General features: G+C 58.5%; 27 protein-coding genes, 1 pseudogene and 1 riboswitch. Of the genes and pseudogenes, 18 read left to right on the top strand and 10 right to left on the bottom strand.

What is annotated here, in order from left to right; genetic code table 11:
* Positions 1-465: 465 nt before the first annotated feature.
* Both SOP85_RS12640 and SOP85_RS12635 read left to right on the top strand, forming a co-directional pair.
* Positions 466-1,443, top strand: a complete 978-nt coding sequence (locus SOP85_RS12640) for an alpha/beta fold hydrolase (RefSeq protein ID WP_323627112.1) — start codon at positions 466-468, stop codon at positions 1,441-1,443.
* A gap of 271 nt (positions 1,444-1,714) precedes the next feature.
* Positions 1,715-2,275 carry a lipid-binding SYLF domain-containing protein gene (locus SOP85_RS12635; protein WP_274076284.1) on the top strand — a complete coding sequence of 187 codons (561 nt, stop codon included), beginning with the start codon at positions 1,715-1,717 and terminating at the stop codon, positions 2,273-2,275.
* 74 nt (positions 2,276-2,349) lie between these two features.
* Here the strand turns inward: SOP85_RS12635 and SOP85_RS12630 are convergent, their stop codons facing one another.
* The 4 genes from SOP85_RS12630 to SOP85_RS12615 all read right to left on the bottom strand — a co-directional run bounded on the left by SOP85_RS12630 (position 2,350) and on the right by SOP85_RS12615 (position 7,571).
* Entirely contained in the window at positions 2,350-3,603 is a 1,254-nt protein-coding gene (locus tag SOP85_RS12630; protein ID WP_323627111.1) for an OprD family porin, read from the bottom strand.
* 92 nt (positions 3,604-3,695) lie between these two features.
* Complete coding sequence (locus SOP85_RS12625) at positions 3,696-5,000, bottom strand: CitMHS family transporter (protein ID WP_323627110.1); 1,305 nt, start codon at positions 4,998-5,000, stop codon at positions 3,696-3,698.
* Positions 5,001-5,125: 125 nt separating this feature from the next.
* Entirely contained in the window at positions 5,126-6,445 is a 1,320-nt protein-coding gene (locus tag SOP85_RS12620; protein WP_323627109.1) for a dicarboxylate/amino acid:cation symporter, read from the bottom strand.
* 43 nt (positions 6,446-6,488) lie between these two features.
* Entirely contained in the window at positions 6,489-7,571 is a 1,083-nt protein-coding gene (locus tag SOP85_RS12615; protein ID WP_274076280.1) for a 4-oxalomesaconate tautomerase, read from the bottom strand.
* Positions 7,572-7,731: 160 nt separating this feature from the next.
* Between SOP85_RS12615 and SOP85_RS12610 the strand changes: the two genes are divergently transcribed.
* On the top strand, positions 7,732-8,622 hold the full coding sequence (locus tag SOP85_RS12610; protein WP_274076279.1) for a LysR family transcriptional regulator: 891 nt from the start codon (positions 7,732-7,734) through the stop codon (positions 8,620-8,622).
* A gap of 51 nt (positions 8,623-8,673) precedes the next feature.
* On the opposite strand, the gene SOP85_RS12605 is transcribed toward SOP85_RS12610, so the two are convergent.
* Genes SOP85_RS12605 through SOP85_RS12590 form a run of 4 tightly spaced genes read right to left on the bottom strand, consistent with a single transcriptional unit; the run spans position 8,674 to position 12,774 of the window.
* Complete coding sequence (locus tag SOP85_RS12605; RefSeq protein WP_323627108.1) at positions 8,674-9,567, bottom strand: polysaccharide deacetylase family protein; 894 nt, start codon at positions 9,565-9,567, stop codon at positions 8,674-8,676.
* 52 nt (positions 9,568-9,619) lie between these two features.
* Positions 9,620-10,528: an NAD-dependent epimerase/dehydratase family protein gene (locus tag SOP85_RS12600; protein ID WP_323627106.1), complete on the bottom strand. Its 909-nt coding sequence runs from the start codon at positions 10,526-10,528 to the stop codon at positions 9,620-9,622.
* A 50-nt stretch (positions 10,529-10,578) separates the two neighbouring features.
* Positions 10,579-11,313, bottom strand: coding sequence for an SDR family NAD(P)-dependent oxidoreductase (locus tag SOP85_RS12595; RefSeq protein ID WP_323627105.1), 735 nt, complete (start codon positions 11,311-11,313; stop codon positions 10,579-10,581).
* A gap of 42 nt (positions 11,314-11,355) precedes the next feature.
* The gene (locus tag SOP85_RS12590) at positions 11,356-12,774 is read right to left on the bottom strand and encodes an APC family permease (RefSeq protein ID WP_323627104.1); all 1,419 of its coding nucleotides are present in this window, start codon (positions 12,772-12,774) and stop codon (positions 11,356-11,358) included.
* 433 nt (positions 12,775-13,207) lie between these two features.
* On the opposite strand from SOP85_RS12590, the gene SOP85_RS12585 reads away from it, so the two are divergent.
* The 15 genes from SOP85_RS12585 to SOP85_RS12515 all read left to right on the top strand — a co-directional run bounded on the left by SOP85_RS12585 (position 13,208) and on the right by SOP85_RS12515 (position 25,267).
* Entirely contained in the window at positions 13,208-14,023 is an 816-nt protein-coding gene (locus SOP85_RS12585) for a winged helix-turn-helix domain-containing protein (RefSeq protein WP_323627103.1), read from the top strand.
* Positions 14,020-14,502, top strand: coding sequence for a hypothetical protein (locus SOP85_RS12580; RefSeq protein WP_274076273.1), 483 nt, complete (start codon positions 14,020-14,022; stop codon positions 14,500-14,502). The genes SOP85_RS12585 and SOP85_RS12580 overlap by 4 nt, the downstream gene beginning before the upstream one ends.
* A 153-nt stretch (positions 14,503-14,655) precedes the next feature.
* Positions 14,656-14,928 carry a hypothetical protein gene (locus SOP85_RS12575; protein WP_323627102.1) on the top strand — a complete coding sequence of 91 codons (273 nt, stop codon included), beginning with the start codon at positions 14,656-14,658 and terminating at the stop codon, positions 14,926-14,928.
* An 83-nt stretch (positions 14,929-15,011) separates the two neighbouring features.
* Positions 15,012-15,383, top strand: coding sequence for a hypothetical protein (locus tag SOP85_RS12570; RefSeq protein ID WP_274076271.1), 372 nt, complete (start codon positions 15,012-15,014; stop codon positions 15,381-15,383).
* A complete protein-coding gene (locus SOP85_RS12565) occupies positions 15,380-16,366 on the top strand; it encodes an AraC family transcriptional regulator (RefSeq protein WP_323627101.1) in 987 nt (328 codons plus the stop codon). The genes SOP85_RS12570 and SOP85_RS12565 overlap by 4 nt, the downstream gene beginning before the upstream one ends.
* 271 nt (positions 16,367-16,637) lie before the next feature.
* Complete coding sequence (locus SOP85_RS12560) at positions 16,638-17,138, top strand: outer membrane beta-barrel protein (RefSeq protein WP_323627100.1); 501 nt, start codon at positions 16,638-16,640, stop codon at positions 17,136-17,138.
* A 139-nt stretch (positions 17,139-17,277) separates the two neighbouring features.
* Positions 17,278-18,450 carry a DUF1624 domain-containing protein gene (locus SOP85_RS12555; RefSeq protein WP_323627099.1) on the top strand — a complete coding sequence of 391 codons (1,173 nt, stop codon included), beginning with the start codon at positions 17,278-17,280 and terminating at the stop codon, positions 18,448-18,450.
* A gap of 33 nt (positions 18,451-18,483) precedes the next feature.
* A riboswitch (cobalamin riboswitch) is annotated at positions 18,484-18,678 on the top strand.
* A 138-nt stretch (positions 18,679-18,816) separates the two neighbouring features.
* Positions 18,817-19,830, top strand: coding sequence for an ABC transporter substrate-binding protein (locus SOP85_RS12550; protein ID WP_323627098.1), 1,014 nt, complete (start codon positions 18,817-18,819; stop codon positions 19,828-19,830).
* An 8-nt stretch (positions 19,831-19,838) separates the two neighbouring features.
* Entirely contained in the window at positions 19,839-20,843 is a 1,005-nt protein-coding gene (locus SOP85_RS12545) for a FecCD family ABC transporter permease (protein WP_323627162.1), read from the top strand.
* Entirely contained in the window at positions 20,840-21,631 is a 792-nt protein-coding gene (locus SOP85_RS12540) for an ABC transporter ATP-binding protein (protein WP_323627097.1), read from the top strand. The genes SOP85_RS12545 and SOP85_RS12540 overlap by 4 nt, the downstream gene beginning before the upstream one ends.
* 23 nt (positions 21,632-21,654) lie before the next feature.
* Positions 21,655-22,989, top strand: a complete 1,335-nt coding sequence (locus SOP85_RS12535; protein ID WP_323627096.1) for an OprD family porin — start codon at positions 21,655-21,657, stop codon at positions 22,987-22,989.
* A 108-nt stretch (positions 22,990-23,097) separates the two neighbouring features.
* A complete protein-coding gene (locus tag SOP85_RS12530; RefSeq protein WP_323606086.1) occupies positions 23,098-23,706 on the top strand; it encodes a trimeric intracellular cation channel family protein in 609 nt (202 codons plus the stop codon).
* A 73-nt stretch (positions 23,707-23,779) separates the two neighbouring features.
* On the top strand, positions 23,780-24,145 hold the full coding sequence (locus SOP85_RS12525) for a hypothetical protein (protein WP_323627095.1): 366 nt from the start codon (positions 23,780-23,782) through the stop codon (positions 24,143-24,145).
* Complete coding sequence (locus SOP85_RS12520) at positions 24,082-24,600, top strand: GFA family protein (protein WP_442967905.1); 519 nt, start codon at positions 24,082-24,084, stop codon at positions 24,598-24,600. Before SOP85_RS12525 ends, SOP85_RS12520 begins: the two co-directional genes overlap by 64 nt.
* Positions 24,601-24,652: 52 nt before the next feature.
* Positions 24,653-25,267, top strand: coding sequence for a LysE family translocator (locus SOP85_RS12515; RefSeq protein ID WP_323627093.1), 615 nt, complete (start codon positions 24,653-24,655; stop codon positions 25,265-25,267).
* 52 nt (positions 25,268-25,319) lie between these two features.
* Here SOP85_RS12515 and SOP85_RS12510 read toward each other — a convergent pair.
* Both SOP85_RS12510 and SOP85_RS12505 read right to left on the bottom strand, forming a co-directional pair.
* Positions 25,320-25,520, bottom strand: a pseudogene (locus tag SOP85_RS12510) (GNAT family N-acetyltransferase); the annotation flags it as partial.
* 151 nt (positions 25,521-25,671) lie between these two features.
* Positions 25,672-26,192 (bottom strand): KUP/HAK/KT family potassium transporter (locus tag SOP85_RS12505; protein WP_323627092.1); only part of this gene is annotated, 521 nt, incomplete at its 5' end.

Raw genomic sequence — 26,192 nt, 5'->3', positions numbered from 1 at the left:
GCCTCCTCAGTAAATTGTAACCACACAAGTACCCCTCTCCGAGGGGTATTTTTTTCGCTAATGTGCTGATTAGTTGGCCCGGTTCACAGGCGCTGCCGAGGGGTGGATAGCGATTGATATTGGCGGGGACAATCTCAGGCCGCAAGCATTCGTTTCGGACAGGCCCACGCTTTCCGGGAAAGCTCGGATACAGGTCCACATCCCGCCCGGTAAATTGGAACGCTCCGACGATGGACGCTAACGATGACGCGGGAAACCTGACGCACCGTGGCGTTCTCTGGTTTTTCGCGAGCAAGCTCGCTCCTACAGGGGGGGGTGTCCATACCAAAGCGTTAATCCCACACACCCATGTCCAGTGTTCAGTGCCTTGGTTTGCCCATAAATTCCGAGCTGCCAAAGCGTCGCCGGATGGCCTGTCCCGGGCCCCCCCGGCGCTATCTTTAAAACACACATGAGGTGTCGATCATGACTGATGAGACAAGCGGAACTACCCGCAGAGGATTGATGACCACCGGTGCCATGGCCGCCGCCCTGGCCGTGACGCTACCTGCGCTCGCAGCGCAATCGACCCCGGCAGCCGTGCCGGCGGGCAGCAAGAACGACGGCCATGCCAGCGGGTCGGGGATACTCACCGTCAAGGACGGCACGCAGATTTTCTACAAGGATTGGGGCACCGGACAGCCGCTGGTGTTCCATCATGGCTGGCCCCTGTCCAGTGACGACTGGGATGCACAGATGCTGTTTTTCTCAGGCAAGGGCTTCCGTGTCATTGCCCACGATCGCCGCGGCCACGGTCGCTCGTCGCAGACCACTGTGGGTAACGAGATGGATACCTATGCCGCCGACGTGGCGCAGCTGATGGCGCATCTCGACATCAGGAACGCCGTGCACATCGGTCACTCCACCGGTGGCGGTGAGGTGGCGCGTTATGTGGCGCGTCATGGCCGCGGTCGCGTCGCCAAGGCGGTGCTGATCGGCGCCGTGCCGCCGATCATGCTGCGCACCGCGAACAATCCGGGCGGCCTGCCTCTGGACGTCTTCGATGGTCTGCGCAAGGCCCTGACCGACAATCGTTCAGGATTTTATCGTGATTTTCCGAGCGGTCCCTTTTATGGCTTCAATCGCCCGGGCGCGAAAGTCTCCGAGGCGATCATCGACAACTGGTGGCGCCAGGGCATGAATGGTGGGGCCAAGGCGCAATACGACTGCATCAAAGCCTTCTCGGAAACCGACTTTACCGACGACTTGAAGGCCATCGACGTGCCGACCCTGGTGCTGCACGGCGAAGACGACCAGATCGTGCCGATCGCCGATTCGGCGCACCTGGCCATCAAGCTGCTCAAACAGGGCACGTTGAAAACCTACCCCGGCCTGCCCCATGGCATGTGCACCACCCATGCCGACGTGATCAACCAGGATCTGCTGTCCTTCATCAAAGGCTGACGCTCGCTTCGCAGGTGCCCGATCGCAATGAACCGGCACCTTGCGCGCCCACCGGGAACAGACAATACGAACGGCAGTGATGAACTGCTGCCATCACTCAGTGGTCACAACAAGTGATGGCATCGCAACTGATCACTTGTTCCACTCAGCCGCGACGCTTGAAATCCACACATTCCAGGGTGCGCCGGATAACGTTCAGTGATTTCGGTTCCTGCCGCAAGTAGGCGCTGACTGCTACTGCCATCCAATGCTCCCTTATCGGAGTACGCAAATGACTCAATCCATACGGATGTTCCTGACGGCTTTGCTTGCGGTTGTCGCATTGGCCTCGGCCAGTTTCCTGAATACGGCAGGCGCCGCGACCGCCGAGGACCTCACCACCGACTCCAAGCAAGCGCTGCAAACCCTGTACAAGACCAATCCCGCTGCCGAAACCATTGGGAAACAAGCCAAGGCGATACTGGTCTTCCCGAAAATCATCAAGGCGGGCCTGGTATTCGGCGGCAGCTACGGCGAAGGCGTCTTGATGAAAGGCAACACAGCAGTGGATTACTACAACTCCGTCGGCGGCTCCTGGGGCTTGCAGGCCGGCGCCCAGTCCTATGGCTATGTGGTTTTCCTGATGACCGACAAAGCGGTGAAATACATCACTGAAACCAAAGGTTGGGAAATCGGTGTAGGGCCAACGGTGGTCGTGGTGGATGAGGGGCTTTCGAAGAACCTGTCCAGCTCGACGTTGAAAGACGACGCCTACGCGTTCATCTTCTCCCAGCAAGGTTTGATGGCCGGGATCAGCATTGAAGGTACGAAGATTTCCCTGATCAAGCGCTAAAACCGGCAGTTCATTGGATCGTCGGACGAGTGAAGGCAGCCTGGTCCAATCAGGCCAGGCTGCCAACGTGCGCTCTACCAGAGCGCGATGTCATAGGTGATGTAAATCCGGTTGCTGTCGCGCCCACGTGCGAAGTCCGCGCGGTAGACGTAGTTGCGCAGCTTTACACCGACGCCTTTGAACGCACCGCTCTGGACCACGTAGGCCAGTTCGGTGTCACGTTCGGATTCCTTGATCCGGGTGTCGGACTTGCCATCGTTGCCCTTCAGGTATCGGGTCAGGAACGTCAGGCCTGGGACGCCCAGGGGCGCAAAGTCGTACCCGTAGCTGAGCATCCAGGTTTTCTCGTCCTCCTCGATGAACTTGCCGATACCGGCGTTGCTGAACGAGTAAACCGTGGCACCGCTGATGTAGGGCAGCCCTGCATCACCGCTGAGGGTTTGATAGCCGCCGCCAAAGGTGTGGCCTGCCACCGCGTAGGACACCAGGGCACTGAGCATGTCGTTGTCAATCTTCGAGGCGTAGGCGCGGCCCGCGTCATGGCTGTTGAAATAGCGCAGGTCGCCGGTCAGGGTCCCGCGACCTAACGCCAGATCGTGCTGGATGCCGGCGAAGTCCTGGCGATAGAAGTCTTCCAGCTCGCCGTGGAAGTAGCTCAGGCGCGTGTTCTTGCCGAGTTTGTAGTCGGCGCCGGCGTAGGTGAAGTCCCCGCCTCTGTCGCCCGAGTAGCCATCAGGCACGATCGACACACTGTCCGTGGAATCACGCTGCTTGAAGCGGTCCAGGCGTCCGCCGGTCAGGGTCAGGTTGTCGATATCCGTGCTGGTCAGCTGGCCGCCCTCATAGGTCTGCGGCAACAGGCGTGCATCGTTGTAGATCAGTACGGGCGTCCTGGGCAGCAGTGTCCCGTACTTGAGGGTGCTCTTGGCCAGCCTGATCTTCGCCGTGGCGCCGGCGCTGGAGAATTCATCGGCGGCGCGGCCATCGTCATGCACCGGCAACAGGCCGGTACCGCTGCGCCCTCGCCCCGAGTCCAGCTTCACCCCCAGCAAGCCCAGTGCATCGACGCCCAGACCCAATGCCCCCGGGGTAAACCCCGACTGATAATCCAGCAGGAAGCCCTGCGCCCACTCGGTGCGCTCGCTTTTAGCCGTGCTGGCCGCACGGGCACTCAGGCCATGCTCATCACGAAAGTTTTCATTGAAGTAGACATTGCGCAACTGCAGCTTCAGCTTGCTGTCGTCGATGAAATCGCTGGCATCAACCACGGCAATCGGGAATACCCCAAGGAGAGGTAAAAGCGCCCTGCCAATCAGAGAATGGGTCATGCGGAACTACTCTTGTTGTTTTTCAGGATGCAGGAATTCGCGCGCCGGCGAACGGCGCGTGGTCAGGCGTCTAGCCGTGCGTCAGGGATAACTCAGGAGAACAGCGTCAAGGCGCCGGTCAGCAGGGCCAGTGCGGTGATCACCAGGGAGGTGAGCACGGCCCATTTCACGGTGGCGCGCTGGAAGTCGCCGATATCGCGATCGACCATGCCCACCAGCAACAGGGTCGACGCCACCAAGGGGCTCATCAGGTGCACCGGTTGGCCCAGCACCGATGCCCGGGCGATTTCCACCGGGTCGATGCCGTAGGCGGCCGCTGCGTTGGCGAGAATCGGCACTACGCCGAAGTAATAGGCATCGTTGGACAACACGAAGGTCAAGGGCATGCTGGTAATCGCCACCACCAGCGGAAACAGGTGGCCCCAGGACGGTGGAATCCACTCCACCAGCGTCTGGGCCAGGGCATCGACCATTTTCGTGCCGGAGAAAATCCCGGCGAAGACACCGGCGGCGAACACCAGCAGGACCACGGTCATGGCGTTGCCGGAATGGGCGAGAATGCGTTCCTTTTGGATGTCCAGCTGCGGGTAGTTGATCATCAGCGCAAGGACAAAACCGATCAGGAACAGGATCGCCGAATGGGCCAGGCCCATCACCAGCGCGATCATCACGCCGATCACCAGCATCAGGTTCACGTAGGCCAGCTTCGGGCGTTTGTGCGGCGTGTCTTCAAGAATGGCCTTGATGTAGCAATCACCACCGCCGCTCTGCAGCTGGATGTTACCGATGCGCTTGCGCTCGGCGCGACCCAGCAGAAAGGCGGTGAAGACCACCCAGGCGGCGCCGCCGATCATGGTCGGCAACAACGGGATGAAATATTCCCCCGCATCCACCCCCAGCGCGGCAATCGCCCGGGTGGCCGGCCCGCCCCAGGGGCTCAAGCCGCTCATGATGCTCAGCGACAGCATGGCAACGGTCGCCAGGATCATCGGGTTCATGCCGATGCGCTTGTACAACGGCAGCATCGCCGCGCAGGTGATCATGTAGGTGGTCGTGCCATCGCCGTCCAGTGCGACCGTCAACGACAGCAGCGCGGTGCCGATGGCGATTTTCATCGGGTCGCCGTTGACCCGCTTGAGAATCTTGCGGATCAGCGGGTCGAACAGGCCCGAGTCGATCATCAAGCCGAAAAACAGGATCGCGAACAGCAGCAACGCGGCCGACGGCGCGACCATCTTCAGGCCGTCGAGCATCATTTTCCCGGTGGACCCGCCAAAACCGCCGATCAAGGCAAAGACGATCGGCACAACGGTCAACGCAACGATGGGCGACAAGCGCTTGGACATGATCAGGTAGGTGAACACTACCACCATGGCCAGGCCGAGTAAGGCGAGCATAGGGCATCTCTCTTGTTGTTATTGATGGCGAGATCGACGCGCAGGCGAACGACCCCGAGACTACCAGACGTTGCACTCGGCAACGTCCGGCAATGAGCGGCGATGAACGGCTTTGCGGGTAGCGGTCAGCTGCGGTAGGCGACTTCCACCGGCTCCCAAGCCTGGTCCCCGGCCAGCGGCGTCGAGGTTTTTCCGTCCAGGGTATCGAGCAGCACCTGACGGTCGCAGGCATTCTCGGAGATGGCGATGACCACGGTCGCGACGGCATTGCTGGCCAGGCTGGTCAATGCACGGGCTTCGGACATGAAACGATCGATGCCGATCAACAAGGCCAGGCCCGCCAGCGGAATGTCATGGATCACCGACAGCGTCGAGGCGAGGGCCACAAAGCCGCTGCCGGTGACCCCTGCGGCGCCTTTGGAGGACAGCAGCATGATTGCCAGCATGGTCAGGGTCTGCGTGAGGCTCAGCTCGATATTGCAGGCCTGGGCAATGAAGACCGCCGCCAGCGACAGGTAGATCGCCGTGCCATCGAGATTGAACGAATACCCCGTCGGCAACACCAGCCCCACGACACCCTTCCTGCACCCCAGCGCCTGGAGCTTTTCCAGCATGCGTGGCATCACCGGTTCCGTGGAAGACGTGCCCAGCACCACCAGGAACTCTTCGCGCAGGTAGCGCAGCAACTTCCACAGGCTGAAACCATGGGCGCGGCAAATGCTCCCCAGCACCACAAAGACGAAGAAAGCGCAGGCGATGTACAGGGTCATGATCAACTTCGCCAGGGAGCCCAGCGAGGTGATGCCGTACTGTCCGACCGTGAACGCCAGCGCCCCGAAGGCACCGATCGGCGCAAAGCGCATCAGGTAGGAAAAAATCTTGAAGACCATCTGCGATGCTGCTTCCAGTACATCGAGCACGGGCTTGCCGCGCTCACCCAGGGATGACAGGGCAAACCCGCACAGCACTGCGATAAACAGCACCGGCAGCACTTCGCCTTTGCTGAACGCACCGATGAACGTATCGGGGATGATGTGCATGAAAAACTCGACGACACCAAGTTTGGCTGCCGACTCCGTGTACTGGGACAACCCTGCGGTGCTCAACTGGCTCGGATCGATGTTCATTCCCGCGCCCGGCTTGAACAGGTAGACCGCCACCAGGCCGATGATCAGGCTGACCACCGTCAGCCCGAGGAACAGCAGCATGGTCTTGCTCAACAAGCGCCCGAGCGAGCGCTTGTCGCTCATCCCGGCAATGCCGGTGACGATGGTGCAGAACACCACCGGGGCAATCATCATCTTCACCAGTTTGATGAAGGCATCCCCCAATGGCTTGAGGGCGACGGCTTGCTGGCCCCAGAAATGCCCGACCACGACACCGAGCAGGACCGCGCAGAGGATTTGAAAGTAGAGCGATTTTACGATTTTCATGGCATCACCCATTTTTAGAATTGTGCTGATGCAAACCACAGGCAGCGTCAGATCACTACCCGGCGAGTCGCTGGGAAGCCGGGGCATAGACGAAACCGGAAAACAGCCGTCGCGCGGTGCGCACAACCGAGGCACGGATGGTCTGGCCGTTGTCGCCGATGTAGGACAACACCACATCGATGCCGCCGCTCGGGTGCTCGATACGCACCTGTTGCAGGCGCGGACCACCGCTGTTGCCGAGCATCCGTGCGACGACGCTGCCTTCGCTGACACAGGCCGTCGCCAGGCCGATGGAGCCGGTAATGGCCAACGCGCGATGGCAGTTGTGGGGCATGAAGTAGCGAACCTGCAGGGTGCCACCGGCCTTGGCCGGGGACACCAGCACCGGCTTGGGGATGACCTTGTCGCTGACATCGCCCAGCCCCATCGCCCTTCCCGCCTGCAACCGCAAGGCTTCGAGCCGACGCAGGAAATCCTTGTCGGCGTCCAGCTCGGCCGGGGTTTCATCGCCGCGCTTGTGCAGATGACGGGCCTCGATGATCACCATCGGCATGGCCATGTCGATGCAGGTCACAGGCACCCCGTCGAACACATCCAGTGTGTTGCCGGTGGGGAAAAGCTTGCCGGTCTTGCTGCCGGCCGCATCGAGGAAGGTCAACTGCACCGGGGCCGCGCTGCCCGGCACGCCATCGATGACCGTGTCACCCTCGTAGCTGACTTTGCCGTTGGGCGTCAGCACGTCGGAGGTGACGAAGGTGCCAGTGTTGAGGTTGCGAATGCGCACCCGGGTGGAGTCGCCGGCTGCCTTGACCAGGCCCTGCTCGATAGCAAATGGGCCGACGGCGCAGAGCATGTTGCCGCAGTTGGGCGCCGTGTCGACCCGACGCTGGGACACCATGACCTGGACGAACAGGTAATCGACGTCCGCCTCGGGATGCAACGAAGGGCTGACGATCGCGACCTTGCTGGTCTGCGGGCTGCCGCCGCCGATGCCGTCAATCTCCAGTTCGTGACCGGAGCCCATCACCGAGAGCAACAGTTCATCGCGCTCTTTAACGCAGACCGGTAGATCCCAAGCGAGAAATACCGGGCCCTTGGAGGTACCACCGCGCATGAGAACACAAGGAATACGTTGCATGGCTTATCACTCTTGTTGATCAATCGGGTTAATTGATGTCTTGCAAACAAGAGTGACAGGGAAGCACTGGTGTTTCCAATGCAAAGATTGGCGCTATTATTCCACTTCACGAATGAATCTTTCCGGCCGTGGCCAAGCCTCTTTTGGGTGAGACAAGCACATGGAATATGAGCTTCAGGACATCAGGTCCTTTGTAAAAATCGCTGAGCTGGGCAGCTTTCACGAAGCCGCAGAAGCCTTGCATCTGTCGCAGCCCGCCTTGAGCCGGCGGATCAAGAAACTCGAGGAGGGGCTGGGCACCGCGCTGCTCGATCGAACAACGCGCAAGGTCAGCCTGACCAGCGTCGGACGTGATTTCCTGCCCAAGGCACGTCGATTGCTGGACGACTTCGACGACTCGATTCTCAATATCCGCGAATTGGCGGAACGGCAGATCGGTCGGGTAACGCTCGCCTGCATCCCCACCGCGGCGTTCTACTTCCTGCCCTCGGTGATCCGCATCTACAACGAACGTTACCCGAAAATCCGCATTCGCCTGCTCGACCTGAGTGCCAATGAAGGCCTGGAAGCGGTGCTGCGCGGTGAAGCGGATTTTGGCATCAACATGATGAGCGGCCAGCACCCCGACATCGAGTTCGTGCCCTTGGTCAACGAACCCTTTGTCCTCGCCTGCCGGCGCGACCATGAGTTGGCCGGGCGCAGTTCGGTCAGTTGGTCTGAACTGGGTGACTATCGGTTGATCGGCGTGGGGCGGCTGAGCGGCAACCGCATGCTGCTGGATCACGCGCTGTCAGGCCTGAGCTGGCGTCCTCAGTGGTTCTACGAAGTGCAGCATCTTTCCACGTCATTGGGATTGGTCGAAGCAGGGCTAGGCGTGTCGGCGATGCCCAGCCTGGCGATGCCCGCAGGCGATCATCCAACACTGGTCAGCGTTCCTCTCATCGACCCCGTGGTCAATCGGTCGTTGGGCCTGGTTTATCGACGGGGCGCTTCACTCTCCCCGGCCGCAGAAAAGTTCGTGTCGATACTGCTTGAGCAGTGGCCGCAATGACCGGGGATCAGGCAGAGCAGCGACCCTCCCTCGAGGGTCGCCTTCTCCCTTTTATCGATGGGCCTTAACCGGTCCCTGGTAATACGGCAACCTGTCGATCCGTGGTTGGTAGGCCCCCGTGGCCACACTACGCTGGACATGCGCGGCGATCTCATCCATCCGCGCAAACCAGACATCACCCTTGGCCATCATGTATTCGATCAGCTTCGACACCTCATGCCAGCGTGACAATCGACCGGAAAGGAACGGATGCCAGACCGGCACGAAGAGCGCGCCATACTCCCAGGCGGCATCGAACTCGGCCTTGAACACCTCGACGGCGCGTTGCGGCGACTGGATCGGCATCTGGAAATCCAGGTCGATGCTGTGCATGTACTGCGGCCAGTCATCCAGCGCCCAGCTTGAGGGCAACTCCACCAAGTCCCCCGCTCCCGTGCGCAACAGATAAGGCACATCATCGCCCATCAAGGAGGCGTCATAACTGAAACCGCGTTCGATCAACAGGTCAGCCGAGTACTCTGACATGTTGTAAAGCGGCGCCCGCCAGCCGCGCGGTGCCTGACCGGTAAAGCGCTTGATGGTGTCGCAACCACGATCGAGCCAATAGGCTTCCTCTTCCCGACTCAGCTCGTTGGGATGCTCATGGATGTAGCCGTGGTGGGCAATTTCGTGCCCACCTTCGACGATCGCCTCGATGGCCTGCGGGTATTGCTCGATGCACCAGGCGGGAATGAAAAACGTCTGCTTGATCTCGAAGCGTCGATAGGTTTCCAGGATCCTTGGTATCGCCACTTTAGGGCCGTAGTGCAGCATCGAAATACTCGCAACCCGTGTCGCGGAATCCTTGGGGTGCGCCACATGCAGAATGCTGTCTGCATCCATATCAAAGGTAAAGGCCACGGCGCAGCGTGCACCGTTTGGCCAGACAATCGGATTTTCAATCATGCTTAATCACCCGTGAGTATTGAACGTTCACCAACAGCGACCCAGCGCCCGATCAATACTCGTGATCGACCAACCAGTTGGAATAATGGGTGAGTCCTTTTTCCAGCGACCACTGCGCGCGATAACCCAACTCCCGCTCGGCGGCACTCAGGTCCCATTCGCCATGGCGATCGAGATGCCAATAACCGCCGCCCACTTCGATACGCGCTTGGGGAATGATCTTGCGGATGATTTCAACGGCTTGATGCAGCGTCCAGGAGCGATCACCGGCAATATTGAAGACGCCGCCTTTGAGGTCCCGGGTTTCGGCCGCCATCAATACGGCACGCACGACGTCTTCCACGTGGATGTAGTGGAACCTGTGATCGCCGCCCGAAGCCAAGGTAAATGTTTCACCACGGTGGACGGTTTTGAGGATGTCCCTGAGCACCTGGGGCATCTTGTTTTCCGGGCCATACACTTCTGCGATTCGCAGGGAAATCACTTCCATGCCATAGAGATCGTTGTAGACCCGGCCAAAGTGCTCGGTGGCAATCTTGGTGACGCCGTAGGGAGTCGTTGGGTAGGTCGGTGTTTGCTCATTGATCTCTCCTTCGTAATGTCCATAGACCGTTTCCGAAGAAAAGTTGACCAACTTCTTGATGCCCGCCAGGCGCATGGCTTCAAGCAAATGAATGGTGCCATCGATGTTCGCCGTCACCGTCGTGATGGGCAGGTCGATAGACAGGTCGGGATGGGACATGGCCGCCGTGTGAATGACTCGATCAACGCCATGTTCCTTGATGGTTCGGACAATCCTCGGTATGTCGAATAACTCCCCCTGCACAGGCGTCATGAATTCAGACCTGGCTTCGGAGTAGTCACGGTTGTAACTCACCACCTTGACGCCTTGTTCGCTGAGCTTTTTCGTCAAGTACCTGCCCACATAGCCCAAACCACCGGTAATCATTACAGCGCTCATGTTGTTTCCTTCTTGTTATTAGCGGTGAAGTTAAACTTCAAGACAGCCCACTAGATCGCAGCGCCGCCATTGGGGCTGATGATCTGTCCAACCATGTAATCGCCCGCGGGCCCGGCCAGGGCTTCGACCATGGCGGCGATTTCATCTGGCTTGCCAAAGCGCCTCAATGGCAGGCTCGCACGGGTTTCATCGTTGAATTCGAGGGTGTCGTTGATCAGCATGTCGGTCTCGATCGGCCCCGGCGCCACCGAGTTGACCAGTACACCTTTGGGGGCCACTTCCTTGGCGACCGCCTTGGTCAGCGCGATCACCCCGCCCTTGGAAGCGCAATACGCGGCGTAGGTCGGGAAGCCGATCAGCCCCAGCTCGGAGCTGATGTTGATGATCCGCCCCTGACCGCGTGCCAGCATGCCCGGTAACACCGCCTGCATGCAGGCCCAGGTCCCGCCGAGGTTGGTACTGATCATCTGCTCCCACTGCGCCCAGGTCGTTTGCTCGACTGTCGCCGACACCAGTCTCCCGGCACTGTTGACCAGGATATCGACCCGGCCGTAGCGGCTCTCCGCCTCGCGAAGAATGCCGGCTGCGGATTCGGGGTTACTGATATCCGCCTGAATGGTGATCCCGTCGCCACCGTTGGCTTCGGCTGTGCGGATGACCTCGTCCAGTTGATCCCTGGTGTCGAAGTAGTTGAGCACCAGATGATCACCACTTGCCGCAAAACGCCTGGCGATGGCCAGCCCAATACCCCTTGCAGCGCCCGTGATAACGACTACACGTTTCATAAGTTCTCCCATGATTTTTTAGATGAAAGCCGTGCGTGCAAATCAGGCTTTGGAAAGTACGGGTTTCCTGGAGACACGCGATTGCCAGACCAGGATCAGTGCGCCAGACAGTATCGTCAGCGCGCCCAGGTACCAGGCCGTGTATTGATCCTCTGGCGAGACCGGATTGGCGCCGGCGGTGTAACCGATGTATCCCAGGACGAGAATGGCGAGAGTTGCAGGGATCGACAGTGCGAACGCGATTGCCAAACGCTGACGGCGGAACGTCATGACAATGAAGGCAGCAATGGCGGCCATGTAGGACATCACCAGCGTGATAGTCACCACGTCGTAGTACCAGACGATCTTGTCCAGCGGCTTCCACCACAGCAGTGCAATGGCGACGGCCGCGACGATCACGCTGGCGAGCCAGGGCGACTTGGTCTTGTTGACGGCACTGAGCGCCAACGGCAGATGCCCTTCTTCACTCATGCGATAAAGCGTGCGCGCCGCTGCACTCGAAGAGATCTGCATGCCGGCACAGGCCGACGTAATCACCACGAACAAGGCAATCCAGGCCAGGGCCGGTGGCAAGTAGACGTTTGCCACCGCGGCGATTGGCCCACCGTTGCCGTCCTCGATGATGGCCGCCAGTGTCTCCACGGGCACGGCGTACTGCCAGCCGATGGCCGCGAGGGTGTAGATGACGAAGGCGGACGTCAGCACGAGCAACATGGAGCGTTGCACGGTACGAACCGGAATCCGCGACTCCTCGATGTAGTTGATCGCCGAATCGAAGTTGGCGAGCATCCATACACCGAACAGCACCCCTGGCCCGATGGCTGACCAACCGTCCGCCCCTTCTGGCGTGTACATGGACAGCACCGATAGATCCGGTACCTGAGGGTCGATGATGCCCATCAACCCGAGCCCGGCAACGACACCGATCTCGAAAATCAGGAAAATGCTGGCAATTTTCGCGGTGGCATTGACGCCCTTGCAGGAAATGGCCAGGAAGACCAGGACCATGCCCGTGCCAATCAGTTTGGCGTTGAGCGCACCCGCCAGGGCCGGGAACAGCGCCTGGATATATTCGGTGCCGATGATTGCGCACATGGCCATTACGGCCGTACAGGCAACGGAGTAGGCCCAGCCGAGAATGGTCCCGACGCTGGTATGCAGGAAACGCGAGGTGAAGGTAAAGACGCCGCCTGCCGAGGGGGCCTGGCGAGTGAGGGAGATCATGCAGAACGCCATGACCAGCATGGGGAAGAAGTACGCAATCAATATGGCCAGCGGCGCATGGTGGCCCGATATCGAGTAAAGAATCGACATCGAAGAGGCGGCAATCCAGCCCGGAGCATTAAAACCAAGCGCGGAAAACGTTACATCCCTGGTGGTGAGCGTCCCCTTGTTCAGCGCTGTATCAAGTTCACGAACAGTTCCGTCACGGTCATAACCGATGATTTCATAGAAGTTCATTTGTCAGGCTCTGATTAATAGCTATAGAAGATCTTGTAGCGTCAAGCCGTGGGAATCGGTTTGAACGCCGCTGTTATTATTCAACTATGCAAAATGCAGATACTCACAACCCGAACAAGCCAATCAAATAGCTTATGCAGAGTTGACTTGCAGCTTTGTTGTTTTTATTGCTGTGGTATTTAAACCTTTGAATGGGTGGCCAGTATAGAAACAGCCAAAAAAAACCTACCATCAGGAATTTCCGATCTTTGCATCTGAATGGGCGAAGTAAGGCTCGCCCACCTTGCAGTTTTCGGATAGCGCCGGTCATTCGATCCGCGCATCATCACCGCCCCCGCTCATAGCCGTTCCCTTCGACAAGAATGCACTGCGTCAAATCGGCCTCTGAAACCGTCTCTATACTCAGCCAGAACCACCTGAACGGAGGACTCCCATGCGCTACGCCTTCACATTGAAAAATGGTGCCATGGCCCTTTTCGATCCAGACACCGCCTTCCTTACCCTCACCACGCCCCATGGGGAAGTACAAAGCACTACGATAGGCAGAGCAGAATCGCGTCTATTGGAGCTGCTGCTCATGGAGCCCGGCCAGACTAAAAGTCGTGAAGAGATCATCGACTACACCTGGAATGACCGCGTCGTCGCCTCCGGCAGTTTGAACCAGGCGGTTTTCTCCCTTAGAAACATTCTCAATGACAGCCGTGATCACGAGATTCTGATGACGGTTCCGCGAAGAGGTTATTGCTTCAACCGTCTTTATGTAGTCGATGTCCCCACAAATCCCCCAATGCCCTCGGAAGAAGCTGCGCCTGTGCTCGCCGTTGAAGAGCCGGCGCCGTTCGGGAATGACGATCTTGCGGTGCCTTCAGCAAAGACCAGGAAATCAACTTACCTGACAAAAGCCCATTTAATCGGCTATGTGCTGACCTTGGCAGTCTGCGCCTACACGGGTTTCCACTCAGGTTTCGACACATCGAAAATAGAAGTCTCCACCCTCAAACAAAATGAACTGGTCATCCATGCATTAGGCGAGAGTGTCGCCGAAGCTGAATCGCTGAGGGATCTCTCGGCGACCCAGGTGCAACAGCTACCGCCAAACTTGAAAGGCGAAGTCTGGTTGAACCTGTTTAAAACAAACTACTCTGTTTCGTGCGTTCGTCCGGATCTAAGCACTGCAAACCTGCAATTGAATAGCGGGCAAAAAGACCTTGCCCCGATGATCCGGCAATGTTTGGAAGCCACCCTATGAAGTCAATGACCTCTTCAACTGTTCACTGGATCGTGCTTGCAATCATCAACGCCGCCTGTGTCTTTTCCCTGACCTATTCGCCCTCTTATTACATGGAAAATATCAGTTATCAAACCATGACTCGTCAATGGCTGGAGGACTCCAATCAACTCAATACCGAAGAGTACCTGACCATCGGCCATGGCCGACTGACACAAACCACGATTGAAAGCCTGAACGGAAAGATTCGTAATGCAACCATCTCGGCGCAGATTGTCCGGGAAAGCAAACACCATGTGCAAATAAAGATCAGCAACGTCAAACTCAGCCAGGACACTGAATTATTCGCCATTGAAAAGACTCCGGATCTGTTTTTCAGGCGTCAATTCGTTCTACAGGAAGGCGCCGTTCTCAACTATGAGTTGCTCCCCACCTCCAACAAAAACGCCGTATGCTTTTATGTACATGACATTGGCCGCTTGCGCTGCATGAATCACTGAGACATCTGCAACCCATCACATCAGAACAAAAATAATAATTACTAATTTGAATCAAACCCCCTCCCCCCGCAACATCCCGCCTTTGTAGCGCTCGAAGTCGTTCCTGCTGACATCAGCGTTGAAAACATACATTTTCCGCGAGTCGTCAAATCAATGATAACCAGGATCCTGGCAGTTCTAGCGCTGGCTGCTCTATCGTTTGCTTGCGCGGCACACAATGAATATTCGGTCGGCAGTACGGAAATCGAACTCTACGAATTGGAAATGAGCCCGAACGAAACAATCAAGCTCAAGCACTTGAAAATCTACTCTGAAAAGGAAGCCCATGACGATGAAGACGCTTTTGACAACGCCTTGCCTGCCCCGCCACAAAATCAACAATCAGAGTCACGACCTGTCGCTGACTCCAGTTTGAGCAAAATATGAGTTTTTGACTTCAACCAGCATCGTGGGAGCAGGACTATCCGCAGGCACTGCCTGAAAACATCATCAACAAGGAACGCACGTCAATGCTGCTAAAAAACCTCGCTACCGTATCCTTTGGTGTATTGCTGTCTCTCAAGGCCTTGGCTGATGACAAGGAACTCTATGGCGCCGACCTGACGCGTATTGAAAGCAACAAGAACAAGCTGAGCGATGAAAAGTCCGATTACAGGATTGTCACAGCCTATCGTGCTGAGGATTTTTTTGCTTTTGATGCGGCAGCCATCGGCCCGGCCAGCCAGAAAACCGCGATCTTTGGATCGAACCTGGCACCCGATAAACTTCAAGGCCTGGTGGAGTTATCCTCGAGCGACGCGTACGTCTTTACTGCGGCATTGTCGATGCCTGAGAAAAACCCGGGCACTGTCCAATTAGCTGAAGAGCAATCTATTCCATGAGCATCATGATCCCTGATGAAGTCTTTCACGTAACGGCCACGCCTGCGGACCAAACCGATAGAACAGTTGGCCGTTGGCAGCTGAGCCTCGCACCGTTGGAACACGAAGCAAACATCAGGCAGCACAAGCTCTTTCAGGGTTCCAGGCTGCAATGCAGTCGTCTGGAGTTTGACTCAACCGTCACCTTGATGGGTTGTGTCCCTCAGGGCTTTGTAACCCTTGCCATTTCACAGGCTTTGGTGGGTCGACCCACGGTCAATAATCATCATTTGTGGCCTAACGAAATCATCGTCTTGTATAGCGGTGAGCCCGTGCACTACACCTGCGAGCCGAATGAAACGCTTTTCACCCTGACCACGACTCTCGAACATTACGTACATTGCCTTGGAAACCATTCTTCCATCGATATGCTGCGGGATAGAAAGGAGCAGCGCTTTCAGGTTGCACATTACCAGTTGGTGCAATCCGCCATTCAGGCGATCAACGCCTACTCCATGGACGCCACCCCGCCTCGTTTGCAACCGCTCAGCTGCGCTGAAACTTCAGCGGCTGAAAGTGCGTTGCTGATTTCTCTGCTACGGGCCCTGATACCTGTTGGCCGATCCGCGCTTACTCCCCCGCGAAGAAGAAAGATCGCAATAGAGGCCATGCAATACATTCATGAAAACACCAAAAAATCCCTCAGCATGAAGGCGTTGGTCAAACAACTTCAAACCACAACTCGCAGCTTGCACCATGGCTTCGTCGAAACGTTCGGGATTTCGCCGATCGCTTACATCAAGAACCTGAGACTCGCTCGTGCCCGTCGGGACTTGATCCGCAACACTTGGCCGACGGTCACTGAAACCGCCATGTATTGGAATTTTCACCATCTGGGCCGGTTTTCCAAAGCGTATCAGGATGCTTATGGAGAAACCCCCTCGGAAACGGCCAGGCGTAATTCTGCAAAACTGGCCACGGCCGCCAAAAATAACAATCAATAATTTTCATCCAACAACCTGAATGGTCAGCATGCTTGTTTCTACCCAAGGGGATAAGCATGCGCTATCGACTGAATTCGCTACCACTCAAACAGAAAGTCATCTTTTGCCTGGCCGCCTATTTATCGGGCGTTGCCTTAGCCTGGTTGGTTAACACCTATCAAACCCTTTGAAGGCATTCATAAATATCAATCAATGACTTCAATCATTCTTCACGCTCATTCAAATTCTCGGCCAACACCCATCGACAACCCGTAGAAGGACCCTGCCTCACATGCTATTTCGAAACCTTGGCTTCGTTTCACTGCTTTCGTTACTGTCTTTTCAGGCGCTCGCTGATGACAAAGGTTTATATCTTGGCGCTGGCGTCAGCAGCATTGAAACCGACAAAGTCCATTTGAACGATGAAGACACCAGTTATAAGGTTTTTGCAGGTTATCGCCTCAACGGCTATCTGGCCTTCGAAGGCGCCTTCGTTGATCTGGGCCAATTCGAAGACAGCAATCTGGATTTCGACGGTAAGTCTGTCCAGGCCAGTGCCCATCTCGGCTTTCCGTTGGGAGACCGAGTGCGCGTTTTCGGCATTGTCGGTGCCCATGCCTGGGATGCTGACGGCAATGCCGCCGATGACGATACGGGCGTGGACCTGACCTACGGTGCCGGCGTTGAACTCGATGTATTTCGCAACATCGGTGTCCGCGCTGAATATGAAGTACTGCAGGTCGGCAACATGGACCTGAATCAAACAACGGCATCCGCTTACATTCTCTTCTAAACCCCTCCTGAATTGAGCGGCCAGGCTGGTCGCTCAACCTCAAGCCTTCATCCCCCCCCGCTGTCTTGCCCTGTTGATCTCTTTTTTTTGCCCGGATTAAATGTTATGTTATATCAATACTCACGGACCGCGACTTTCAATGACAAACCTTGTTCAAAACCCACCCATCACCAGCGTCAGCCAACGCCTGATGTCCATCGATGCCCTTCGGGGATTGGTGATCATCTTCATGCTGCTGGATCACGTGCGCGAAACCTTCTTCCTGCACCGCCAGGTCACCGACCCGATGCTCATCGACAGCACTGAACCGACGTTGTTTTTCAGCCGCACACTCGCCCACTTGTGTGCGCCGGTGTTCGTCCTGCTCACGGGCTTGTCTGCGTTTCTGTACGGGGAAAAGCACCAGGGCACGCACGCCGTGTCGACCTTCCTGTTCAAGCGCGGCCTGTTCCTGGTGGTGCTGGAGTTCACCCTGGTGAATTTCGCCTGGACCTTCCAGTTCCCGCCCACCGTGATTTACCTGCAGGTGATCTGGGCGATCGGCGTCAGCATGATTGCCCTCGCGGCACTGGTCTGGCTGCCGCGACCCATCCTCTGCGGCCTGGGGCTGATCATCGTGGGCGGGCACAATCTGCTCGACTCCCTGCACTTCCCGGTTGGTTCGGCGCTGCACATCCCTTGGGCCATTCTGCATGATCGCGGCTGGATCGAATTCTCCGACAGCCTGCGCCTGCGCACGTCCTACCCGGTGCTGCCGTGGATCGGGGTCATTGCCCTGGGTTACAGCATCGGCCCCTGGTTCGCCCGCCCCGCCTCGACCGCCCTGCGTCAGCGTTATCTGTTGCTGGCGGGGGCCGGCGCACTGATCGGTTTTGTCCTCCTGCGCCTGGCGAACGGTTATGGCGAGGCACACTGGGCGGTCCATGAAAGCACCACACACACCCTCATGAGCTTCTTCAACATCACCAAATACCCACCTTCCCTGCTGTTTCTGGGCCTGACGCTGGGCATTGGGCTCTTGCTGTTGCTGGGCTTCGAGCGGGCCCAACAACGCAAGTGGATCAGCACCCTGGCGGTCTTTGGCGCGGCACCGATGTTCTTCTACCTGCTCCATCTTTATGTGCTGAAAGTGCTGTACCTGGTCAGCGTGGCGTTGTTCGGTCTGAACCACGGCGACTACTTCGGGTTCGATGGCATTTGGGCCGTGTGGCTGACCGCCGTGCTGCTGGCTGCGGCGCTGTATCTGCCGGTGCGCTGGTTCGCCGCATTGAAGGCGCGTCGGCGTGATATCGGCTGGCTCAAATACTTCTGATCAGGAGATGGGTTCGCCTCGGGCGGCATGATCGACTACCATGCCGCCGCCGGTTTCCACATGGGATTAATAGGGAATCCGTGATGCTGCCAACGCATCAAACGGAACTGCCCCCGCAACTGTAGGTGCTGAGCCTGCTCCTCAATTGCCACTGGGATCGAATCCCGGGAAGGCTGGAGCAGGCGATGACGCACCAGTCAGGAGACCTGCCGGCCAAGCAACAATCACTAACCGGCGGGGTGTCCGGGGAGGACATCCTTGTGCGCGCGTCACCCAGGTGACGGGCCCTGCTCTGCCTTTCCGGCAGCGTTCGATGATGTGTTTCCAGACCCTTGCGCCGTGTACGGTTCAAATGGAGATTGCATCATGCTGCTGCCCCGCTTTGTCGCCCTGGTCACTGGCCTGGGTCTTACTTCCCTCGCCTGTGCCTCCCCTACTCATTACCCGCTTACAGTCGAGAACTGCGGCAGCACGCTGACCTTCGCCCACGCCCCTGCCCGGGCGGTGACCATCGGCCAGGCCGGCACCGAGATGCTCTTCGCCCTGGGATTGGGCGACAAACTGGTCGGTACTTCGCTGTGGTTCAATGATGTGCTGGCTCAGTACAAGGCGCAGAACGACAGGATCGAACGCCTGGCCGATAACGAGCCGAGTTTCGAATCGGCGATCGGCAAGCGCCCGGAAATGGTCGCCGTGGAGCTTGAGTGGATGGTTGGCCCGCAAGGCGCAGTCGGTACTCGCGAGCAGTTTCACGAGCTGCAGATTCCCACTTACCTGATGCCCTCGGACTGCGAGTCCAAGGACAACCTGGTGGGTGCTGACGGTACTCGCCTGCAGCCGTTTCGGATTGAAAGCATTTACAAAAGCGTCACCCAACTGGCCGAGATCTTCGACGTCCAGGCCCGTGGGCAACAGCTGAACGCACAACTGCAGGCCAGCCTGGCCAGGTCCATGGCCCTGGTGCAAGGCAAGGACCTCAGGCACACCAGCGCGCTGGTCTGGTTTTCCAGTGCCAGCCTGGATATCGACCCCTATGTCGCCGGGCACAAGGGCATTCCCGACTTCATACTCAACACCCTGGGCGTGCGCAATGTGGTGCAGTCCGACGAAGAGTGGCCAACCGTTGGCTGGGAAACCATCGCCAAGGCCAACCCGACGTTCCTGGTGATCGCGCGCATGGATCGCCGGCGCTTCCCCGCTGACGACTATCAGAAGAAACTGCAATTCCTGCGCAGCGATCCTGTGACCCGCAACATGGACGCGGTGAAAAACAACCGCATCATCATCCTCGACGCCATGGCCATGCAGGCCAGCCTGAGAACGTTCGACGGTCTCGAGGCGCTGGCTACCGCCATCAACGGCTACGACCTGCCGCAATGACCAGGACGCTGATTCGCACCCTGCTCGCGTTGCTGATACTGCTGCTGGCCGTGACCGCCGGTGTGGCCATCGGTGAAACCAACATTGAACCGGCGGTGGTGTTCCAGGTGCTGGCCAACAAACTGTGGTCTGCAGGTTTTGCCGTCGATCCCATCGACGAGGGCATCGTCTGGAACTACCGCCTGACCCGCGCGCTGGTGGCGGCTGCTTGCGGTGCGGGCCTGGCGACTTGCGGGGTGATCCTGCAATCGCTGCTGCGCAACCCCTTGGCCGATCCTTACCTGCTGGGCATTTCCGCAGGGGCCTCGACGGGCGCGGTGCTGGTGGCGTTGCTGGGCTTGGGCGCCGGAGCCATTTCGATGTCGGCCGGGGCGTTTGCCGGGGCCGTTACGGCCTTTGCCGTCGTTGTCTTGCTCGGCCGGGCCAGCGGTTCGCCTGGCAGCACCTCGCAGATCATCCTGGCGGGGATCGCCGGTTCGCAATTGTTCAATGCGCTCACGGCGTTCCTGATCACCAAGTCGGCCAGTTCCGAACAGGCCCGCGGCATCATGTTCTGGTTGCTGGGCAATCTCAGTGGCGTGCGTTGGCCTTCGGTGTGGCTGGCGGTGCCGGTTGCGCTCGCCGGCCTCGCGGTTTGCCTGTGGCACCGGCGTGCGCTGGATGCCTTCACCTTTGGCGCGGATTCTGCGGCCTCGCTCGGCATCGCAGTGCGTCCCGTGCAATTTCTGTTGATCGGTTGTGCCGCCCTGGTGACGGCGGTGATGGTGTCGATCGTCGGCTCCATCGGTTTCGTTGGATTGGTCATTCCCCACGCCGCCAGGCTGTTGCTGGGCACTGGGCATACGCGACTGCTGCCGGCGAGCGCGCTGGGTGGCGCGGTGTTCCTGATCGCCGCCGATGTGCTCTCGCGCACGCTCATCAAGGGCCAGGTGATACCGGTCGGTGTGATTACCGCATTGGTCGGCGCGCCGGTGTTCGCGCTGATCCTGGTCGGTCGGAGGAATGCCCGATGAACGCGGCTGCACCTGTTCTCCACGACCCCGTGCTGAGTTGCTCCGGTGTCGGGTTCTCGATCCGCGATGCCGAGTTGCTGCGCGACATTCACCTGGACATCCACCCCGGCGAGACCCTGGGCCTTGTGGGGCCCAACGGCTCGGGAAAATCCACCTTGCTCAAACTGCTGGCCGGCGTGCGCAGCCCCAGCCGGGGGGACATCCACCTCAACGGCCAAAACCTCAAGACCCTGTCACGGCGAACCATCGCGCAAACCCTGGCGGTGGTTGAACAGCAGGCCGACACCCTGGATGCGATCAGTGTGTTCGATGCCGTGGCCCTGGGCCGCACGCCGTGGCTGTCGGCCATGAGTCCATGGTCGACGGCGGACGATGACATCGTCCATCAAGCCTTGCTCGACGTGGATGCGACGCATCTGCGCAAGCGTACCTGGCGCAGCCTCTCCGGTGGCGAGCGCCAGCGCGTGCACATCGCTCGCGCCCTGGCCCAGCGCCCGCGGATCCTGCTGCTGGACGAACCGACCAATCACCTGGACATCCAGCACCAGCTGGCGATCTTGCAGGTTGTTCACGCGCTGCCCGTGACCACCGTGATTGCCCTGCACGACCTCAACCAGGCACTCACCTGTGATCGTTTGGCCGTTCTGGAAAAGGGCCGCCTGGTGGCCCTGGGCAAACCGCTTGATGTGTTGACCCCACAACGCCTGCTGGACACCTTCGGCGTCCATGCGCACTACCTCATCGACCCCTTTGACGGCGCGCAGATCCTGCGCCTGCGTTCATCCTGATCTTGTTTGTGGACACCGCGAAAATGCCTACCCGATCCGCCTTTCTCCTCGCCCTGGCCAGTCCATTCACGCTGGCTGATTCGGCGCAATCGCAAGCCAATGGCTTTGTCCAGGACAGCGCCTGGAGTGTGCTCAATCGCATGGTCTACGACCATCGCGAGTACCGTCATGGCGCCCGCAACAGCGCTGCGCGTAACGCCTACAAGCCACGTGACGAGCGTAATGGCTACGCCGAGGAATGGGGCTACGGGCTGATGGGTACGCTGCAATCGGGCTTCACCCAAGGCCTGATCGGGGTGGGTTTGGATGCCCATGCCTATCTGGGCATACAACTGGACAGCGGCGGTGGCCGCGCAGGGAAAGCGCGATTGCTTGGGCTCGACAACCAGGGGCATCCCAAGGACGAGTTCAGCCGTGGCGGTGCCGCGATAAAATTCCGCGCATCCTCGACAGTGCTGAGCTACGGCGAGCAGCGGGTGAAAACCCCGGTGTTCAGTTCATCCGACAGTCGCCTGCTGCCGGAAACCGCCACCGGCCTGTTCCTCACCAGCAACGAGTTCTCGGCACTGAAGCTGGTGGCAGGACACTTCACCGAGAGTACCGATCGCAATGCCAGCAGTCACGACCAGGGCCTGGTGGTCAATTACTCCAACGCCGTGAAAGGCAAGACCTTCGATCTCGCGGGCATGGTTTTCGCACCGGCAAAGAACCTGAACCTCAGCCTCTATTCATCGCGCTACGAGGACACCTGGAACCAGCACTACCTGGGTGGCACCTTCCTCCAGCCGCTGGGTGAACAGCGCTCGTTGGCATTCAACCTCAACCTGTACCGCACCACTGATGAGGGCAAGTCGTTATCCGGCAGGATCGACAATACCACCTGGAGCCTGATGTCCACTTACACCCAGGGCCCCCACGGCTTCAGCCTCGGTTATCAGAAGGTCGATGGAAACACGCCGTTCGACTACGTCACCCGTGGTGCGATCTTCATCAGCAACGCCGTGCAGCTGTCGGACTTCAACGCACCCAATGAACGATCCTGGCAGGCTCGCTACGATCTGGATGCCAGCCCTTGGGGCGCGCCGGGCCTGTCCATGAGCGCCGCTTATGTACGCGGCAGCCAGATCGATGGCAGCCACGTTGACCCGCAAGGTGGTTATGCCTATCTGGGTTATGGCGAAGGCGGCAAACATTGGGAGCGTGACCTGGAGATGCGTTATGTGGTGCAAGGTGGCGCGGCGAAAGGCACCACGTTGTCGCTGCGACACAATGTGCATCGGGGCAATACGGCCCAGGCAGAACTGGACACGGACCAGATACGCCTGGCGGTCGAATACCCGCTGACAGGCAGGTTGTGAAAAGGTCGGTTATCGTTGTGACAGGCGCAAATCCGGGCTTGCACTGGATTACACTCAGGAGGCTGTTCGCAGGCGCATTGGCCAGCCGCCACCTGAAAGGAATACCAGATGCTTTATTTCCAGCAAATGTTAGGCATTGCCGTGTTTTCCATCACCGGCGTGCTGGCAATCAAGAAAGCCGATGTGGATTTATTTGGTGCCGTAGTGCTGGGGATCATCACCGCCATTGGGGGTGGCACGATAAGGGACCTGCTGCTCGATCTGCCGATCTTCTGGATCGCCGACTTCAACTACATCTGGGTCGCCCTGTTCGCTGCGCTGTTGGCGTTCTTTTGCACGCAACGCCTGCAACGACGTTACCGTATCCTGCTGTATCTCGACGGTCTGGCAGCGGCGCTGTTCGGCTTGTCGGCCACCGAAAAAGTCCTGGCCTTGCAGCTGGCCGCCCCCCTGGCAGTGATGATGGGCGTGCTGACCAGCATCGGCGGCGGTATCGTCCGGGATGTCCTGGCTGGTCGGGTTTCGCTGCTGATGTCGCGGGAGATCTACGCCACGCCCATTCTGTTGGGCTGTACCCTCTACGTGCTGTTGCGAGACGTGTTCCCGACCATCTGGGTCGCCGGCTGGATTGCCTTGATCTTCACCTTCGGCCTGCGGTTTTTGGCCATTTACAAGCATCTGCAGATGCCGGCAATCTTTTCCACCCGGCAGGGATGATTCGTCGGTAAATTACGACCAGCGATGCAGCCAACGCTGGAATGGACCCTCTCCACTACAAGGACGCGACATTATGGAAATCCCCTTTTCTCAACTCAGCGAGCGCTTGCACGATCGCCGATTTACCGTAGCGGGCAACACCCACGGGCTATCCGGCGCAGGCACGGTCTTTCATTACCAGGTCGAGGGCGATGCCATTTCGGGGACTTACCAGGGCGGCAAGATCCGCATGGGCCACCAAGTCGGCCGCGTGACAGGCCCCGATACCATCGAGCTGCTGTTTCATTGCCTGACCACGGAGGGCGAGATTCTTTCCGGCTGGTCCCGTGGCACGGTGGGCGTTGATCACACGGGATATACCACGCTGGCCTTCGTATGGGGCTGGTTATCGGGTGCGACTGGAGGTGGCGAGTCGAGCTATGTCGAGCTTGCTGCGTAGCAAACTGCAAAAACGAATCACACCCTGATCTGCGCACAGAGACAAAACCGGAGGATGAAATGAAAGGAAGCTGCGCCTGTGGGGCGGTAGGTTATGAGATCGACAGCATCGATATGCCCATCAGCCATTGTCATTGCAGTACCTGCCGCAAGACCCATGCCGCCGCTTATGTTTCCACGGCAGGCGTGCTGAGAGCGCATTTCCGATGGACTCGAGGCCTGGAGGCATTGCGGGCTTTCGAGTCATCACCCGGGAAGAAACGACACTTCTGTTGCCACTGCGGATCGCACCTTGCCGCTGAGCGTAACGGTTCAGCCGCGATGATCGTGCGCGTAGCCACGCTGGATGAGGAGCCTGGCGCCAGGCCCGAGTTCCACATCTGGACGGAGCAGGACGTAGCGTGGCTGAATGGGAAAGGACTGCCTGAGTATTCACAATGGCAGCCCGGACGATAATGGAATGTTTGCCTGGTCATAATCACCGTCCGCGGGACTTGCGAGGAAGCACATGATCGATGGTTCTGCCGTTTTGACGGTTTTTCTGGTCTACCTGGCCGGCGTCGTTATCCCTGGACCCAATTTCGTCGCAGTGGTCCACAAAGCGGTTGCGGCTACACGGTCGCAAGCCCTGGCCTTGGTAGCAGGGATCGTGCTGGTCAACCTGTTCTGGTCCACCTGTGCCATTGCAGGTCTCGGCATTGTCTTTGCTGCGCTCCCCTGGGCTGCGCTTGTGGTGAAGGTTCTGGGGGCCGCCTACCTGATGTGGTTCGGCTTGCGCTTGCTGGTCAACGCGGGGAAGCATGCGCCTGGCCGGCCAGAGGATGCCGTCGCGGGTAGTTGCAGGCAGGCCTTTATCCAGGGGGTGGTGACCAATATTGGCAACCCCAAGTCCATGGCCTTTTATGCCGCGGTTTTTTCAGCCGCCGCCCCCGCCCACGTTTCGCCAGGCACCTTTGCGTCGATGCTGGCGGTTGTCGTGGTGGTGTCGATGGCCTGGTATGGCATGGTCGCCATCGCCCTTTCGCAACCCAGGATTGCTGGCGCGTATCGAGGGAGGAAGAAGGCCATCGATCGACTGTGCGGTGGGTTGATTTTGTCCCTGGGAATTCGCCAGCTGGTTTAGCAATCTGGTAATGGGTGCCGGATTTCCGTGTCACGACACATCAGCAACTGCTCAAAATGCGCTTCTCCAGACGCAATGCAGGCGCATGGTCTTCGTAGTAGTCGTGAACCACAGCGAAGCGTCGGTAACCGTTACGCTCATAAAGGCTGATAGCGACGGGATTATCCGGCCGCACTTCCAGTCGCAGGTAGGCGCGGCCGTGAGCGCGCGCACACGCCTCCGCCTCATCCAGGAGCTGTTTGCCAAGGCCGAGGCGGCTCGCGAGTTGCAGCAGAAATTCAACGCGGCCTATCCGCTTTTTCTCACGGGAATGCTGGTTGCGGGGGGCCTGATGGTCGTCGCGCTCAAGCGTCTGACACGGGGCTCATCCAGCATCAATGGCCCGCATTGAACGCTTGAGATCTTTACATCTCAACCTGTGTGCCCAGCTCAATCACCCGATTCAACGGCAACTTGAAGTACTTCAGATTGCTGTTGGCGTTCTTGAGCAAAAACGCAAACAGGCTTTCTCGCCAACGGGCCATGCCGATGCGCTTGGTCGGGATCACCGTTTCCCGGCTGAGGAAATAGGTCGTGCGCATCGGGCTGAAATCCAGGTCGGTCAAGTGGCACAGACTCAAGGCCAAGGGGACATCGGGTTCCTCGATAAAACCAAAGTGCAGGCTGACCCGGAAGAACCCTTCACCATAGGCTTCAACCTCGAACCGCTGTTGCGCACTCACGCGAGGGCTGTCCTCAGACACTACGGTGAGCAGTACCACCTGCTCATGCAAAACCTGGTTATGCAGCAGGTTGTGCAACAGCGCATGAGGAACAGCATCGGTCCTGGCCGTCAGGAACACTGCCGTGCCTTGCACACGATGGGGAGGTTGCGAACGGATGCTGTCGATGAATAGCGGGAGCGGCAGTGCGGTTTCATCCAAGC

The sequence above is a fragment of the Pseudomonas sp. YuFO20 genome, from assembly GCF_035064975.1.
Classification (GTDB): domain Bacteria; phylum Pseudomonadota; class Gammaproteobacteria; order Pseudomonadales; family Pseudomonadaceae; genus Aquipseudomonas; species Aquipseudomonas putida_AE.
This window is presented reverse-complemented; position numbering and strand designations above follow the sequence as displayed.